The following is a 15062-nucleotide window of genomic DNA, read 5'->3' as shown; positions in this document are numbered from 1 at the left end:
CATGCCGCGCGATGCTTTTTCTCATGTCACCACTTGGGTCTTCGACCTCGACCAAACGCTTTACCCGCCCGAGGCGCGGCTTTTCGACCTGATCGAAGCGCGTATGGTCGATTGGGTGATGCGCGCGATCAAGGTCGACCGCGCCGAGGCCAACCACCTGCGCCAGCATTATTGGCAGACATACGGCACCACGCTGGCCGGCTTGATGCGCGAACACGGCGTCGACCCCGGCCCCTACCTGACCGAGGTGCATGACATTCCGATGGATCGGCTCACCCCCGACCCGCTGCTCGCTCAGGCCATTCGCGTGCTGCCGGGGCGGCGTATCGTCTACACCAACGGCTGCGCGCCCTACGCCGAACGGGTACTTGAGGCCCGCGGCCTTTCGGGGCTTTTCGACGCGGTCTATGGTGTCGAACACGCTGATTTCCTGCCCAAACCCGAAGCCGCCGCCTATGATAAGGTCTTTGGCATCGACGGGTTCCAGACCGCCTACGCCGCCATGTTCGAGGATGATCCGCGCAACCTCGCCGCGCCCCACGCTTTGGGGATGCGCACGGTGCATGTGGCCCCGGAACGTGGCGAAGGCGATCACATCCACTACCATACGCAAGATCTTTGCGAATTCTTAACACGGGTGGCGGGCTGATGACCTTCGATTGCGATATTCTGATTTCCGGTGGCGGCATCGCCGGGCTGACCGCGGCGGCGGCCTTTGGCGCGGCGGGCTTCGATGTGATCTGCGTCGACCCCACCCCGCCCGTCACCGATGGCGCCGCCAAGGGGGCGGACATGCGCTCCACCGCGCTGCTGCAACCGGCGCGTCTGCTCTTAGAAGACGCCGGTCTTTGGGACCGTCTTGCCCCCCATGCCGCCGCCCTGCAAATCATGCGGATCGTCGATGCGGGCGGCGAAGACCCGACGCCGCGGGTGACCCGCGAGTTCGACGCCGCCGATATCTCTGACGCACCCTTCGGCTGGAACTTTCCCAATTGGCTGCTGCGGCGCGAAATCCTGACCCGGCTGAACGAATTGCCTAGCGTCGATTTCCGCCCCGGCACCGGCACCACCACGCTTTTCACCCGCCAAAGCGAAGCGCGTGTCGGGCTGAGCGATGGCAGCCGGATCAGAACCCGGCTGGTGATCGCCGCCGACGGGCGCAATAGCCCGATGCGCGAGGCCGCGGGGATCGAGGTCAACACCCGCCGCTACGGGCAAAAGGCACTGGCCTTCTGCGTGACACACCCGATCCCGCATGAAAATGTCTCGACCGAGGTACACCGCTCGGGCGGGCCCTTCACCCTCGTGCCCCTACCCGATCGCGACGGCATGCCCTGTTCCGCCGTGGTCTGGATGGACGATGGGCCCGCAACCCAAGCCCGCGCCACGCTCGATCCCGCCGCCTTTGAGGCCGAGGCGACCGCCCGGTCGGCCAATCTCTTCGGCCCGCTCACCCTCGCCAGCCCCCGCGCCCTCTGGCCCATCATCAGCCAAGAGGCCAAATGTCTTTCTGCCGAACGGCTGGCTCTCGTGGCGGAAGCCGCCCATGTGCTGCCCCCCATCGGGGCACAGGGGTTGAATATGTCGCTGACCGATATGGCGACTCTGCTGGAGCTCGCCCGCGCCGCGCCAGAACGCCTCGGCGATGCCGAGATGCTGGAGGCCTATCACAAGGCCCGCCACGCCGATATCGCGCTCAGGGTCCGGGGCATCGACTTGCTGAACCGCGCCAGCCAAGCCAGCAGCCCGCTTGCCCGAGACGCGCGCGCGGCGGGGCTCAACGCGCTTTACGCCCTGCCCCCGGTGCGCAAAATGCTGATGCAAATGGGGCTGGGCCTGCGCCGCTGAACCGCGGCGCAGAGGGTCTTACAGAACCTCGTCCAACACCGCCGTCAGCCGCGCCACAGTCGCGTCGACGTCATAGAGCTTGTCCAATCCGAACAGCCCCAGACGGAAGGTGCGGAAATCATCCGGCTCCCCCACCTGCAACGGCACCCCGGCGGCGATCTGCATGCCATGGGCGGCGAAAGCCTTGCCGTTTTGCACATCGGGATCGGCGGTATAGCACACAACCACCCCCGGCGCGGCGAACCCCTCTGCGGCGACCGATGTCACGCCGCGGTCGGCCAAGGCCTGACGCACCGCTTCGCCCAAACGCCACTGCGCCTCTTTCAGCCGGTCGAACCCATAGTCCCGCGTCTCTCTCACCGTATCGCGGAACACGCGCAGCGCGTCCGTCGGCATGGTGGCATGATAGGCATGACCGCCCGCCTCATAGGCCTTCATAATGTCGCGCCACTTGCGCAGATCGATGGCGAAACTGTCCGAGGTGGTCTCATTCAGCCGCGCCTCGGCCCGCGCCGACAACATCACCAAACCGGCCGAGGGCGAGGCACTCCACCCCTTCTGCGGGGCCGAGATCAGCACATCGACCCCAAGCGCCTTCATATCCACCCAGACACAGCCCGAGGCGATGCAATCCAACACCATCAGCGCGCCCACCTCATGGGCCGCCGTGGCCATTTCCTTGATATAGTCATCCGGCAGGATCATGCCCGAGCTTGTCTCCACATGCGGCGCAAACACCACCTGCGGCTTCTGCGCGCGGATCGCGGCGGTGACCTCGTCGATCGGGGCGGGCGCAAAGGGCGCGGGGCTGGCATTGCCCTGCATCCGCGCCTTCATCACCTCGGCACTATTGGTCAGATCGGCACTCTCGATGATCTGGCTCCAGCGGTAAGAGAACCAGCCGTTGCGCACCACCAGCACATCCTGCCCCCGCGCGAACTGCCGCGCCACGGCCTCCATCGCATAGGTGCCGCCACCGGGCACCAGCGCCACGGCATCGGCGTTATACACCTCACCCAGCCAGGTCGAGAGGTCGCGCATGACCTGCTGAAACTCCGCCGACATGTGGTTGAGCGACCGGTCGGTAAAGACCACGCTGAATTCATCAAGCCCCGAAGGGTCTACCGTGTCGAGCAATGCCATTGTTCTTCCTCCATCATTCGAAGCAAAGGCATATGGCCCGCCACGGCAAAAGGCAAATGCGGCTAAAGCGGCCCCGGCAGGCGCTCTTCGCTTAACAGCACATTCGCCTCCACCTCCCCCGCGCCGGGCAGGGTCATGATCCGCCGCCTGAGAACACGTTCGAAATCCGGCAGGTCCCGCGCCACGACCCGCAGACGATAGTCGAACAGTCCCAAAACATGTTCCACCGTCTGCACCTCGGGAATGGCCGAAACCGCCCGCTCGAAATCCTCCAAACTGACCCGCCCGCGCGTGGCCAGCTTGATGCCCAGAAACACCGTGACACCAAAGCCCAAAGCCTCTGCATTCAAGCGCAACCGCCGCCCGGCAATCGCGCCGCCCTCCTCCAGCCGTTTGATCCGCCGCCATGTCGCAGGCTGCGACAGACCAAACCGCCGCCCCAAGGCACTGGCACTTTGATTGGCGTCCCGCGCCAGCGCCTGCAGCAAGGCGCGGTCAATGTCATCAAGCTCGATCACAGCGGCAGCCCCTCCTGCGTCTTGATCCGCGCCACATGCATCAACGCCTCGATCTCAGCGATATGCGGCAGGGTCAGGATGCGACTGCGGTAAATCTGCTGATAATGCCCCATGTCCCGCGCAATGATCGACAGCCGCAGATCGACCCGCCCCAAAAAGGTCTGCAACTCGATCACCTCAGGCACCTGGCGCGCCTGTGCCATGAAGACATCAAAAGCATTCGCCTGCGTTTTGTCCAAGGTCACCCGCAAGGACACTTCCAAAGCATAGCCAAGCGCCGCCCAATCGATCACCACCCCGCTGCCCTGCACGATCCCCTGATCTTGCAGCCGCGCAATCCGCCGCGCCGCTTTGCCGGAGGTGATATTGCACCGCTCCGCCAATTCCCCGGGGCTGAGACTCGGCTCCGCCTGCCAATACCGTAGAATACGGCGATCCAGATCATCAAGCATGATTTTTCCGTTTTAGAGCGATACCACGAATAACTATCTTCATCCTTTCACAAATACCTCTGCGATGACAATGGCTACTGCGCGCGACTTCGCTATGGTGAGACCCAGAACGAGACAAACCAAAGGACAAGATCATGCGCGTTTACTACGACCGCGACTGCGACGTGAACCTCATCAAGGACAAGAAGGTGGCGATCCTCGGCTATGGCTCCCAAGGCCACGCCCACGCGCTGAACCTGCGCGATTCCGGTGCCAAGAACCTCGTCGTCGCCCTGCGCGAAGGCTCCGCTTCCGCCGCCAAGGCCGAGGGCGAAGGCCTCAAGGTCATGGGCATCGCCGAAGCCGCCGCTTGGGCCGACCTGATCATGTTCACCATGCCCGATGAACTTCAGGCTGAAACTTACAAGAAATACGTGCATGACAACATCCGCGAGGGTGCCGCCATTGCCTTCGCCCACGGTCTGAACGTCCACTTCGGCCTGATCGAGCCGAAAGAAGGCGTCGACGTGATCATGATGGCCCCCAAAGGCCCCGGCCACACCGTGCGCGGCGAATACACCAAAGGCGGCGGCGTGCCCTGCCTCGTGGCCGTCGACAAAGACGCCTCCGGCAAGGCGCTGGAAATCGGCCTCTCCTACTGCTCCGCCATCGGCGGTGGCCGCTCTGGCATCATCGAGACCAACTTCCGCGAGGAATGTGAAACCGACCTCTTCGGCGAGCAGGCCGTGCTCTGCGGCGGTCTGGTTGAACTGATCCGCATGGGCTTCGAGACGCTGGTCGAAGCCGGCTACGCCCCTGAGATGGCCTATTTCGAATGTCTGCACGAAGTGAAGCTGATCGTCGACCTGATCTATGAAGGCGGCATCGCCAACATGAACTACTCGATCTCGAACACCGCGGAATACGGCGAATATGTCTCCGGCCCCCGCATTCTGCCCTACGACGAGACCAAGAAGCGCATGAAAGACGTGCTGACCGACATCCAGAACGGCAAATTCGTGCGTGACTTCATGCAAGAAAACGCTGTTGGCCAGCCTTCGTTCAAAGCGACCCGTCGCATCAACGACGAGCACCGCATCGAACAGGTCGGCGAGAAGCTGCGTGAGATGATGCCGTGGATTTCCGCAGGCAAGATGGTGGACAAGGCCAAGAACTGAGCCAAATCTCCCCAAAGATAAGACGACATCGACCCCGGCCTCGCGCCGGGGTCTTTGCCTTTACGCCGGAGCCCCGATGAACACCACGCCTCAAATCACGCTGACAAGCTGGCTGCTGATCGCCCTTTTGGGGTTTGTTTGGGGGGGCACCTTTCTTTTTACCGAAGTGGCGCTCACCGGGATCACGCCCTTCTGGCTCGCCGCCTCGCGGATCGGGTTGGCGGCGGTGGTGATGCTGGCGCTCTGGGCCCTGCGGGGGTTCGCGCTTTTCACCGCGCGCCCCTCTGCCTCCGACATCCTCGTGCTGGTGACCATCGGCATCATCAGCTCGGCCCTGCCCTTTTCGCTGCTCGCATGGGGGCAGCAATATGTGACCTCGGGCTTTGCCGGGGTGACCATGGCTTCTGTCGCACTGATCGTCCTACCCATGGCCCATTTCCTGCTGCCGGGGGAGCGCATGACCCCGCGCAAGGTCGGCGGCTTTGTCATCGGTTTCATCGGCGTCGTCGTGTTGATCGGCGGGCAAGCCTTTGAAAGCACCGGCGCTGCGATGGAGACGGCAGGGCGTATGGCCTGCGTCGCCGCGGCCTCTTGTTATGCGGTAAGCTCAATCCTCATGCGGCGGCTGCCTTCGGTTGATCCGATCGGGCTCGGGACGGTGCTGATGCTGATCGGCGCCGCGGTGATGCTGCCCGCAGCCTTCCTCAGCGAGGGCGCGCCATCCCTGCCCGCGCCTAAAATACTCGCCGTTTTGGCCTTTCTCGGCCTAATCCCAACCGCGGGCGCGGCCTTCCTTCGGGTCTATGTGGTGCGCACCGCGGGGCCGGTCTTCATGTCCTTGGTGAATTACCAAGTGCCGGTCTGGTCGGTCCTGCTGGGCGCGCTGGTGCTGTCAGAGCCGCTGCCAATGTCGTTGCTTTACGCGATGGCGCTGATCCTTGCGGGGGTCGGGCTCAGCCAATACGGCGCGCTGAAACGGTTGTTCCGGGGAAGCTGAGGTAGGCTCGCGGCCGACGAACGCGCCCGCGAACCCGTCGGATCAGTAGCGTCCTAAGGCCATCTTGGTCTTTGCAGTAACTTTTCCGGCACCATTGACGGCCTTCACCACGGCCTCATAACTGTTGCCCTTTCCCCCTGAACAGGGTGGCAGATAACCGGCAGAGCGGTAGTCGCCCGTCCCCCTTGCCGCTTTGATGACCCGCACGCCACGCGGCATTTTCGCGGTCAGCCCCGGAACCGCGGGCAATTTGGCGCTACTGCCCTTTACGTTATAGCCGATTGTCCCATGCCCACCGCCGGAGGACAGAGGGCCATAACTACGGTCATTGAACTCGACCACGACCATCGCGGTCCCGGTGGGAAGACCGGTGACCTGAAAGGGCGGTGTCATCCCCTTACCGCCGAACAGGGTGCATTGCTGTCCGGCGGGGACAGTCTTGCCATTCCACGGCGCGAGAACTTGCGCCTTCATATCGGCAAATGCAGGGACGGCGAGAAACAGGGTGGCGCAGAAAGTCAGCGAAAAGCGCATTGTGGAAATCCTATAAAGTTAAACCATCAAACTATGCACGCCGACCAATGCCGATCAACCTTAAATTGTAGCGACCACCCTACCCACCGCCTCGACCACGCTGTCGACGGCACGCTCCATCAGCGCCGCGTCCTCATGTTCGGCCATGACGCGCACCAAGGGTTCCGTGCCCGATTTGCGGATCAACAGCCGCCCACCCTGCGCCAGATCGGCCTCTGCCTGCGCGATGGCGGCTTTGACCTGCGCGTCTTCCAGCGGGGCCTGCCCGGCGGAGAAGCGCACGTTTTTCAGCAGCTGCGGGACCGGGTCGAATTGGTAGAGCAGTTCCGAGGCAGGTTTGCCCGAGCGTACCATCTCGGCCAGAAACTGCATCCCAGCCATCAGCCCGTCGCCCGTGGTCGCATAGTCGGTCATCACGATATGGCCCGACTGCTCCCCCCCGAGGTTGAAGCCCCCATCGCGCATCCGCTCCACCACATAGCGGTCGCCGACGCCGGTCCGCTCCAGCCGCACACCGCGGTCATTCAGAAAACGCTCCAGCCCCAGATTGCTCATCACCGTAGCGACGAGCGCCTTGCCCGCAAGACGCTCCTCTTCGGCCCAACGCGCGGCCATCAGCGCCATGAACTGATCGCCGTCGCCGATGCGGCCATTCTGATCGATCAGGATCACCCGGTCAGCGTCGCCATCAAGGCAGATGCCCACATCGGCGCCATTGGCCACCACGGCCTCCGCCGCCGATTGCGGCTGGGTGGAACCGCAGCCATCGTTGATGTTGAACCCGTTCGGGTCCACGCCCACGGGGATCACATTCGCGCCCAATTCCCACAGCGCCATCGGCGCCACATGGTAGGCCGCGCCATGGGCGCAGTCGATCACCACCTTGAGCCCATCGAGACGCATCTGCCGCGGGAAGGAGGATTTGACCCGTTCGATATAGCGAAATCGGCTGTCGTCGATCCGCTTGGCCCGGCCAATCTGATCCGGCGCCGATGGCTCGACCCCCTCGGCGACCAACGCTTCGATTTCCTGCTCGACCTGATCGGAGAGTTTGAACCCATCCGGGCCGAAGAACTTGATGCCATTGTCGCTGGCCGGGTTGTGGCTGGCAGAGATCATCACCCCCAGATCGGCCCGCATGGAGCGCGTCAAAAGCCCCACCGCCGGTGTCGGCACCGGCCCCAGCAGCAACACGTTCATGCCGGTGCTGGTGAGGCCCGCAGTCAGCGCGTTTTCGAACATATAGCCTGACAGGCGCGTGTCTTTGCCGATGACCACACGGTGCACGCCGCTTTTCTCACGCCGGAAATAGCGCCCGACGGCGGCACCGATACGCAGCGCCATGTCGGCGGTCATGGGGTGAATATTGGCGGTGCCCCGCACGCCGTCTGTACCAAAAAGCTTTGTCATATCTATTTTCCTGCCAGTGCCGAACGATAAAGTAAAATGGATTGAATGGTTTGCGCCACATCGTGAACGCGTAAGACTTGGACCCCGTGGTTCAGTGCCGCCAGGGCCACCGCGATAGAGCCGGGCGCGCGATCTTCCCCCGCCGCGCCGCCGCCGATCGTGCCGATGAAACGTTTGCGCGACGCACCGAGCAAGATCGGCACCCCGAGGCTGTGGAACAGGCTCAGCCGCGCAAGCAGCGCAAGGTTGTGTTCCAGCGTCTTGCCAAAGCCAATGCCCGGATCGGCGATGATATTTTCGCGCGGTATGCCCTGCGCCTCAAGCGCCGCGATCCGCTCGGCCAGATAGTCATAGACGTCGAGCAGCACGTCATCATAGCGCGGGTCGCGCTGCATCGTGGCCGGGCCGCCTTGGGCGTGCATCACACAGACCGGCAGCCCCCGCGCCGCGCAGAAGGGCGCAAGCGCCGGGTCAAAGGTCAGCCCCGCCACGTCATTGACCAGATCCGCCCCCGCCGCCACGGCGGCTTCGGCCACAGCAGCTTTGCGGGTGTCGATGCTGATCGCCCCTTCCCCGGCCGCCCGCAGCCCTTCGATCACCGGTCGAACACGCGCGATTTCTTCCTCCTCCGGCACGGTCTCCGCACCCGGGCGGGTGGATTCCCCGCCGATGTCGAGCATATCAACTCCCGCCGCCCGCATCGCCACCCCCGCGGCGACCGCGACCTGCGGGTCTACATGGCGGCCCCCGTCGGAGAAACTGTCAGGCGTGGCATTGAGGATGCCCATCACGCGGGGGCGGTCGAAACTTAACCCCGCGATGGCCGGGCGCGGCGTGGTGAGGGCATCGCGCGCGGCGGTGGAGAGCGCATCTGCCGGGATCACGCGCGGCGTCTGCCCCCGCGACAAGAGCTCAACATGGGTGAACCAGCCCCAACCGCTCGCGAGGGTTAGCGCGCCTTCGGGCCGTGCGGGGCCGATCTGAACCAAGGGGCGATGGTACTCGGCCATCAAACGATCTCCGCGCTGTCGACGTCAAGCAGACGTAGCGGCAGTTTCGCGCCCTCGGACCGCTCCGCGCCGATCAAGACCAATTCGCAGGCCGATGAACTCTCCGCGAACCATGCGGCTAGGGCGGGTGCCGCGCTTGGCGGGGCGGCGGGGCCGTCCACTGCGTCGAGCACGATTCGCGCAGGCGCCCAGATGCTGATCTGGCCGTTCTTCATCGCCCAGTCTAACTCCGTCCGGCTGCCGACCACCGCGCCCCGCGGATCGCGGGTTGAAAGCAACCAAGCGTTCTGTTCGATCGCCAAGAGGTCGATGTGGCGCTGCGCTTTCTCATCCTCGGCCTGTGGCACGGCAATGTCCGGGGGGCCAACGCAAAGGATCACCGGCTCCGCCGCCGCTTCCAATTGATCCAACCATCTCGGCAAACGCGTCGAGGCAATCGCCGCATTGGAGAGGTATACCACGCGCGGCTGCGGGGCCTTTTGGGCCGCGTCATGCGCTGCCGCCTCCTCCCGCGCGCGGACGATCTCGACCCCAAGCGCACCGGGGCCACGGTCGAGCTTTTCGATCCGCACGAAGACCCGCATCGCCTGCGGCTCAATCAAGATACGGTCGGCCACCCGTTCGGCCAGTGTCTCCAAGAGGTTGAGCCGTTCGGCGGCAAGCTCGGCAGCGATAGCCTCGGTCACGCGGTCGTAGGAAAGGATGCGGTCCACATCATCGTCGACCACCCCCGTCAGGGGGGCCACCTCGACCACCACGTTGAAACAGACCCGCTGGGTGACGTCCCGCTCGGCCTGAAAAGCGCCGATCTCGACCTCGACGATGTGATCGCGGAGCGAGATACGATCACGCGGCTCGGGGCCGGCCATCGTCTCTGCCCGCTCGGAAGGGTGGGCAAAGGCAAGTCGAATTTCGTCGTCGGACATCGGCAGCGCCTATCGGATCAGGGTAATGGCCCCACCGGGGGCGCTTCGATGCACATTTAGCAGGCCCACCGGCGGCAGGCCAGCACCCGAAGGCACATCCCGCCCCTCAGTTCGAGGCGGTCTTCCATGTGTGGCGATAGAAAAGATGCTGCCCGATCCGCGCGGTCTTGGTATAGACCCGCGCCCAGTTGGGGTTCACTGCGGTGGTGTGGTAGTGCGTCGCGCCGTTGGTCAGCTTGGGCGCGCTGCCGTCGATGATCGCACGCGCGACTTTTGAAACACGGGCAAAGGCACGCGGCTCGTTGATGACCTCTTTGTGGCCGTCGCAGGTGTAGGTGAACTGGCACTGATACTTGCGCCCCGTCCCTTGATTGATCACGCCACAGAGCGTGCCGGGGAAACGGGCGGATTTCACCCGGTTCATGATCACTTCGGCCACGGCGAACTGGCCTTTGACCGTCTCACCGCGCGCCTCAAAATAGAGCGCTTCGGCAAGGCACTGCAACTCGGCGTTGCCTTCGGCCTTGGGCTGGCTGTCGATCCAAGCCGTGGAGAATTTCACATCTGTCTCGCTGGCCGACACGGGCTGTGCGACCATCTCCTGAAGCCGCGCCGCACCGGCGGACTTCAGACCTTGAATTTCAATCTGCGCAAGATCGCTCGCACTTTCAGAGCTGGCCTGAACCGCCAGCGGGCTGCTGCACAGCGCCATGGAAAGAGCAAAAGAGATCGACCGGATAAAACGCATTATGCGCCTCGCATCATTGTTAGGGCTGCGGGGCGGATAGCCAAAAGGTTCCCGGCGGTAAACCCAACCAGACGTTATGTGCAGAAACTCGCCGAATTATGGTATAAATTGGGCTGGAGCCCGCCGCCCCTACCCGATCTTGTGGGCAATGGCGAGTTGGGCGGCGGCCAGACGTGCAACTGGTACGCGAAATGGCGAACAGGAAACATAATCGAACCCCGATTCGCGGCAAAACGCGATGGATTCGGGGTTACCGCCATGCTCCCCACAGATGGAAAGGGTGATTCCAGGCTGCGCCTTGCGTCCTCTTTCTGCCCCGAGTTGCAGCAATTCGCCGACCCCATCGGTGTCGAGCACATGGAAGGGATCCTCTGGATAGACCCCCTGCTGGACGTAGTTCGACATGAAGCGGCCCGCGTCGTCGCGCGAGAGACCGTAGGTCATCTGCGTCAGGTCGTTGGTCCCGAAGCTGAGGAAGGCGCAATGCGGCGCGATATCATCGGCGCGCAGACAGGCGCGCGGGGTCTCCACCATGACGCCAAGGCGGTAGGTAAAGCTCGCGTCACGCTCGCTGCGCACAGCGGCGGCCACGGCATCAACGCTGGCTTTCACCAGTTCCACCTCGCGCCGGGCGCTGACCAGCGGGATCATGATCTCGGGCACCACCGGCTCGCCATCGCGGCTGGCCTCAATAGTGGCCTCGAAAATGGCGCGTGCCTGCATCTCATAGATCTCGGGCACCGTGACCCCCAAACGCACGCCGCGCAGGCCCAGCATCGGGTTATATTCCGTCATCGCCGCCACGCGGCGCGTCACGTCGGACATTTGCAGGCCAAGCGCCTCGGCCAATTCGCGCTGCCCGGCTTTGTCGGAGGGCAGGAATTCGTGCAACGGCGGGTCGAACAGGCGGATGCAGACCGGCTGCCCCTGCATGATGCGGAACAGCTGGGTGAAATCCTCGCGCTGCATGGGCAACAGACGTTCCAGCACGGCGCGACGGTCCTCGCCGCTTTCGGCAAAGATCATCTCGCGCATCACGGTGAGGCGGCCCGGCTCGAAGAACATATGCTCGGTCCGGCACAGGCCGATGCCATGGGCGTTGAAGTTGCGCGCGGTTTGCGCGTCGGTCGGCGTATCAGCATTGGCGCGAATGCCGATATCGGCCACATCCTCGGCCCAGCCCATCAGGCGGTTGAAGGTATCGTCAAGCGCGGCCTCCTGCATCTTGGCAGCCCCGGCCAATACCTGCCCGGTGGAGCCATCGACGGTGACCTGATCCCCTTCGACAAAGACCCGCCCGTCGGGGGCGATGATCTGCCGTTGGGTCACCACAAAGCGCATGTTCGAGGCACCAACCACGCAAGGCAGCCCCATGCCGCGCCCGATCACCGCCGCATGGCTGGTGATGCCGCCGCGTTCAGTCAGCACGGCGGCGGCGGCATGCATGCCGCGAATATCCTCGGGCGACGTCTCACGCCGGACGAGGATGCAAGGCTCCCCCCGCGCGGCGCTGGCCTGCGCGTCGCTGGCGGAAAAGACGATCCGCCCGGTGGCTGCGCCGGGGCTGGCGGCGATGCCGCGGCCGATCACGTCCCGCTTGGCGCTTGGGTCGACTTGGCGGTGCAGCAGTTCCGACAGCGTGCGCGGCTGCACCCGCATGAGCGCCTCTTCGCGGCTGATGATCCCCTCATCGGCCAGCGCCACGGCGATCCGCACCGCAGCCCGGGAGGACCGCGCGACCTTCACGCCGTCCAAGATATGCAGCTTGCCCTGATCGATCACGAATTCGACCTGCATCTCGGCCCGCAGCCTCTTGCGCATCAGCGCCGCGTGATCCTTCAACTCGGCAAAGGCTTCGGGCACCAATTCTTCAAGCGATGGCCCGCGCGGATCACGGGTGAGATACATCGCCGCCGCATCGCCTTCGAGCGCATCGCGGCCTTGGCTTTGGCTCAGATAGCGCCCGGTGATCTGCGGCAGGCCGGTGTCGCTGTCGACCAGTTGCAACACGCCCGAGCCGCATTGCCCCTGCCCCACGCCAAAGGCCATCTCTTGCACCACCAGCCCCAGCCCCGCATCCGCAGGCGCGCCCTTGGCCTGCCGCAGCAGCCGCGCCGAGGTGCCGTTCCACGCCCGCGCCATGGAGCGCAGCACGGCGGCCAGTTGCGTTGCCGGGTCTTGGGGGAAACGCTCTTCGGTCTCGGCCTCATAGGCGCGCAGGGATTCCATCAGCGCCGCGCGGCCATCTCCATTCACATCGTCGAACATATCCGGGTCGAGACGGGCCACATTGACCGCGTAGGACTGCACGAAACGCGAATAAAGCGCCGCCGCTGGCCCTTCGCCAATGCTGCCCGCGTAGCTTTCGAAGAGCGCGTCGTTAATCCCAATGTTCAACACCGCCCCCGGCCCGCCCCAATCGGGGTCTTGGCTGGAGGGCCGCACGCAAAGCAGCGCACCTTTCGGGAACTGATCGACCACCGCCTGCACGTCGGGCATCTGGCCCCGCGCGATCTGCTGCACCGCGTCAAAGGACAGCGCGATGGTGCGCGGCACCGGCAGGTCGAGCCGCACGAGACGTTGCAGGCATTTGGCCCGCCCGCCGTGGGTGGTATTGGCAATCGGCGCGGTGGGGGTCACCAGCGTGGTATGGGGATCGTTCTGCACTGCGGCACCTTAATCGTTCCGGTGCAGCATAGGGGTTGAGGCTGAAGGGGCAAGGGATCTCGCCCCCTCTGGGGTCAGCCGTCCAGTTTGGTCAAATCCGCCACGGCGCTACAGATCGTGCGGATGCGGCTCAGCAGATTAAGCCGGTTGCGCCGCACCGTGGGGTTCTCGGCGTTGACCTGTACCGCCTCAAAGAAGGCATCGATCGGCCCGCGCAATTCCGCCATGGCCGCCATCGCGGTCGAGAAATCCTGCGCCGCCATTGCAGGGGTGATCTTGGCCTCTGCCTTGTCGAGTGCGGCGAAGAGGTCTTTCTCGGCCTCCGTCTCGGCAAACTTCGGGTCGGCGCCAAAGGAGTATTCCACGCCGTCGGCCTCTTCGGCTTGGCTGAGGATGTTGTTGGCGCGTTTGAAGCCTTGGATCAGGTTTTCGCCATCGTCGGTTTTGAGCGTTTCCGACAGGGCACGGGCGCGTTTGACCAGCAGCGTGAGGTCATCGCTGCCCTGCATGGCGATGCAGGCGTCTATGACGTCATGGCGGATGCCTTGGTCGCGCAGGTAGACTTTGAGGCGGTCGTGGATGAAGCCCAGAATGTCGGCAGTGTCAGCCCGGCCTGCGTCACGCTCTCCGACGATCTCGGCGCTTTGGCCCAGCACGTCGTTCAGCGACAGCGACACATCATTCTCCACCAGAATCCGGATCACGCCCAAGGCCGCACGACGCAGCGCAAAGGGGTCCTTGCTGCCGGTGGGCTTTTCGTCGATGGCCCAGAAGCCGGTGAGCTTGTCGATCTTCTCGGCCAAAGCCACGGCAATTGACACAGGCGCCGTCGGCACATCATCGGATGGCCCGAGCGGCGCGTAATGGTCTTTGGCGGCGTCTGCGACGGCATCCGACATCCCCGCCTTGCGCGCGTAGTAGCTGCCCATCAGGCCCTGCAACTCGGGGAATTCGTAGACCATCTCGGAGCTGAGGTCGGCCTTGGCGACGCGAGCAGCCTTCTCGGCCTCGTCAGCGTCCGCGCCAACCAGCGGCGCCAATTCGCGCGAGAGCGTCGCCATGCGGTCGATCAACTCGGCCTGCGTACCCAGTTTGTTATGGAAGGTCACGTTTTCCAGCGCCTTCACCCAAGTCTCCATGCCCGCGCCGGTGGTGACTGTGCGCAGGTCATTGTCCCAGAAGAACTTGGCGTCCGACAGCCGCGCGCCCAGCACCTTTTCATTGCCCGCGAGGATCGTGGCGCCCTCGTCAGCGGTGGTGCGGTTGGCGACGGTGATGAATCGCTCGATCTGCCCCGACTTCGGATTGCGGACCGAGAAGAACTTCTGATGCTCCTTCATCGAGGTCTGCAGCACTTCCGGCGGCAGGCCGAGGAAATCCTGGCCGATGCGGCCCATCAGGACGACGGGATATTCCACGAGTCCCGCGACCTCGGCCAGAAGCCCTGCATCCTCAACCACTTCCAGCCCGGCGGCAAAGGCCATGTTGGTGGCGTCATGCCAGATCGTATCGGCGCGCGCGGCGGGGTCGAGCACGACAAAGGCTCGGCTGAGCTTGTCCTGATAATCCTCGAAGCCCGCGACTTCGATCTCGTCGGGGGCGAGGAAACGGTGCCCGCGCGTGGTGTTCCCGGCGGTGATCCCGTCGATGGT

General features: G+C 64.2%; 14 protein-coding genes. 4 read left to right on the top strand and 10 right to left on the bottom strand.

The features are described from left to right. The first annotated feature begins 1 nt into the window (after position 1). Together ACGYLA_RS13210 and ACGYLA_RS13205 are read left to right on the top strand one after the other, a co-directional pair. On the top strand, positions 2-649 hold the full coding sequence (locus tag ACGYLA_RS13210) for a pyrimidine 5'-nucleotidase (RefSeq protein WP_394433154.1): 648 nt from the start codon (positions 2-4) through the stop codon (positions 647-649). Next, the gene (locus ACGYLA_RS13205) at positions 649-1848 is read left to right on the top strand and encodes a UbiH/UbiF family hydroxylase (RefSeq protein WP_394433049.1); all 1200 of its coding nucleotides are present in this window, start codon (positions 649-651) and stop codon (positions 1846-1848) included. The genes ACGYLA_RS13210 and ACGYLA_RS13205 overlap by 1 nt, the downstream gene beginning before the upstream one ends. A gap of 18 nt (positions 1849-1866) precedes the next feature. Here ACGYLA_RS13205 and ACGYLA_RS13200 read toward each other — a convergent pair whose 3' ends face one another. The 3 genes from ACGYLA_RS13200 to ACGYLA_RS13190 all read right to left on the bottom strand — a co-directional run bounded on the left by ACGYLA_RS13200 (position 1867) and on the right by ACGYLA_RS13190 (position 3961). Continuing rightward, a complete protein-coding gene (locus ACGYLA_RS13200; protein WP_394433047.1) occupies positions 1867-2991 on the bottom strand; it encodes an aminotransferase class V-fold PLP-dependent enzyme in 1125 nt (374 codons plus the stop codon). Between the two features lie 62 nt (positions 2992-3053). Further along, entirely contained in the window at positions 3054-3509 is a 456-nt protein-coding gene (locus tag ACGYLA_RS13195) for an Lrp/AsnC family transcriptional regulator (protein ID WP_394433045.1), read from the bottom strand. After that, positions 3506-3961 (bottom strand): Lrp/AsnC family transcriptional regulator, encoded by a 456-nt coding sequence (locus ACGYLA_RS13190; RefSeq protein ID WP_394433043.1) that lies wholly within the window; start codon positions 3959-3961, stop codon positions 3506-3508. The genes ACGYLA_RS13195 and ACGYLA_RS13190 overlap by 4 nt, the downstream gene beginning before the upstream one ends. 134 nt (positions 3962-4095) lie before the next feature. Here ACGYLA_RS13190 and ilvC point away from each other — a divergent pair, with 134 nt between their 5' ends. Together ilvC and ACGYLA_RS13180 are read left to right on the top strand one after the other, a co-directional pair. Then, a complete protein-coding gene (ilvC, locus tag ACGYLA_RS13185; protein WP_168611968.1) occupies positions 4096-5118 on the top strand; it encodes a ketol-acid reductoisomerase in 1023 nt (340 codons plus the stop codon). 76 nt (positions 5119-5194) lie between these two features. Beyond that, the gene (locus ACGYLA_RS13180) at positions 5195-6115 is read left to right on the top strand and encodes a DMT family transporter (protein WP_394433041.1); all 921 of its coding nucleotides are present in this window, start codon (positions 5195-5197) and stop codon (positions 6113-6115) included. Positions 6116-6157: 42 nt separating this feature from the next. Here ACGYLA_RS13180 and ACGYLA_RS13175 read toward each other — a convergent pair whose 3' ends face one another. The 7 genes from ACGYLA_RS13175 to glyS form a co-directional block, all read right to left on the bottom strand. Next, the gene (locus ACGYLA_RS13175) at positions 6158-6649 is read right to left on the bottom strand and encodes a hypothetical protein (protein ID WP_394433038.1); all 492 of its coding nucleotides are present in this window, start codon (positions 6647-6649) and stop codon (positions 6158-6160) included. A gap of 60 nt (positions 6650-6709) precedes the next feature. After that, a complete protein-coding gene (gene glmM, locus ACGYLA_RS13170; protein ID WP_394433036.1) occupies positions 6710-8059 on the bottom strand; it encodes a phosphoglucosamine mutase in 1350 nt (449 codons plus the stop codon). A gap of 2 nt (positions 8060-8061) precedes the next feature. Next, positions 8062-9069 carry a dihydropteroate synthase gene (gene folP / locus ACGYLA_RS13165; RefSeq protein ID WP_394433034.1) on the bottom strand — a complete coding sequence of 336 codons (1008 nt, stop codon included), beginning with the start codon at positions 9067-9069 and terminating at the stop codon, positions 8062-8064. Then, on the bottom strand, positions 9069-9995 hold the full coding sequence (locus ACGYLA_RS13160; protein WP_394433032.1) for a dihydroneopterin aldolase: 927 nt from the start codon (positions 9993-9995) through the stop codon (positions 9069-9071). The genes folP and ACGYLA_RS13160 overlap by 1 nt, the downstream gene beginning before the upstream one ends. Positions 9996-10101: 106 nt before the next feature. Then, positions 10102-10743, bottom strand: a complete 642-nt coding sequence (locus ACGYLA_RS13155; RefSeq protein WP_067262593.1) for a cell wall hydrolase — start codon at positions 10741-10743, stop codon at positions 10102-10104. 129 nt (positions 10744-10872) lie between these two features. Beyond that, positions 10873-13410, bottom strand: a complete 2538-nt coding sequence (gene ppdK, locus ACGYLA_RS13150; RefSeq protein WP_394412025.1) for a pyruvate, phosphate dikinase — start codon at positions 13408-13410, stop codon at positions 10873-10875. Between the two features lie 74 nt (positions 13411-13484). Further along, on the bottom strand, positions 13485-15062 hold a 1578-nt coding region (gene glyS, locus ACGYLA_RS13145), incomplete at its 5' end, for a glycine--tRNA ligase subunit beta (protein ID WP_394433030.1).

Source organism: Sulfitobacter sp. 1A13679 (genome assembly GCF_043557115.1).
GTDB classification, from domain to species: Bacteria; Pseudomonadota; Alphaproteobacteria; order Rhodobacterales; family Rhodobacteraceae; genus Sulfitobacter; species Sulfitobacter faviae.
This window is presented reverse-complemented; position numbering and strand designations above follow the sequence as displayed.

Bases quoted from the DNA above. Each gene is read 5' to 3' on its own strand.
- ACGYLA_RS13210 (WP_394433154.1), top strand. From the start codon at position 2: ATGCCGCGCGATGCTTTTTCTCATGTCACCACTTGGGTCTTCGACCTC.
- ACGYLA_RS13205 (WP_394433049.1), top strand. From the start codon at position 649: ATGACCTTCGATTGCGATATTCTGATTTCCGGTGGCGGCATCGCCGGG.
- ACGYLA_RS13200 (WP_394433047.1), bottom strand. From the start codon at position 2,991: ATGGCATTGCTCGACACGGTAGACCCTTCGGGGCTTGATGAATTCAGC.
- ACGYLA_RS13190 (WP_394433043.1), bottom strand. From the start codon at position 3,961: ATGCTTGATGATCTGGATCGCCGTATTCTACGGTATTGGCAGGCGGAG.
- ilvC (WP_168611968.1), top strand. From the start codon at position 4,096: ATGCGCGTTTACTACGACCGCGACTGCGACGTGAACCTCATCAAGGAC.
- ACGYLA_RS13180 (WP_394433041.1), top strand. From the start codon at position 5,195: ATGAACACCACGCCTCAAATCACGCTGACAAGCTGGCTGCTGATCGCC.
- ACGYLA_RS13175 (WP_394433038.1), bottom strand. From the start codon at position 6,649: ATGCGCTTTTCGCTGACTTTCTGCGCCACCCTGTTTCTCGCCGTCCCT.
- glmM (WP_394433036.1), bottom strand. From the start codon at position 8,059: ATGACAAAGCTTTTTGGTACAGACGGCGTGCGGGGCACCGCCAATATT.
- folP (WP_394433034.1), bottom strand. From the start codon at position 9,069: ATGGCCGAGTACCATCGCCCCTTGGTTCAGATCGGCCCCGCACGGCCC.
- ACGYLA_RS13160 (WP_394433032.1), bottom strand. From the start codon at position 9,995: ATGTCCGACGACGAAATTCGACTTGCCTTTGCCCACCCTTCCGAGCGG.
- ACGYLA_RS13155 (WP_067262593.1), bottom strand. From the start codon at position 10,743: ATGCGTTTTATCCGGTCGATCTCTTTTGCTCTTTCCATGGCGCTGTGC.